We start from the raw sequence: 397 nt of genomic DNA, 5'->3' as shown, positions 1-397 counted from the left end.
GGGCATCCAGCGCGACACGGCCGACGCCGCCGCCATCGCCTTCCTCGGCGACGGCGCCACGAGCCAGGGCGAGGTCAACGAGGCCATGATCTGGGCGGCCACCTTCGACGCCCCGGTCGTCTTCTTCTGCCAGAACAACCAGTACGCCATCTCGGTGCCGATCGAGCGGCAGAGCAAGGTGCCGCTGTTCCGCCGGGCGGCCGGCTTCGGGTTCCCCGGCGTGCGGGTCGACGGCAACGACGTCCTCGCCGTCCTGGCCGTCACCCGGGCCGCGCTGGCCCGGGCGCGCGAGGGCTCGGGCCCCACGTTCATCGAGGCGTTCACCTACCGCATGGGGCGCACACCACCTCCGACGACCCGACCCGCTACCGGCTGGCCGACGAGCTCGAGGAGTGGA

The 397-nt window shown here is 72.8% G+C and carries 1 pseudogene; it reads left to right on the top strand.

Annotated features, from left to right (window positions below):
* A pseudogene (locus tag M3677_RS17695) lies at window positions 1-397 on the top strand (thiamine pyrophosphate-dependent enzyme); the annotation flags it as partial.

It is taken from the genome of Curtobacterium sp. P97 (assembly GCF_023712445.1).
Lineage (GTDB): Bacteria > Actinomycetota > Actinomycetes > Actinomycetales > Microbacteriaceae > Curtobacterium.
The sequence above is the reverse complement of the archived record's forward strand: the minus strand, read 5'-3'. Positions and strand labels throughout refer to the sequence as shown.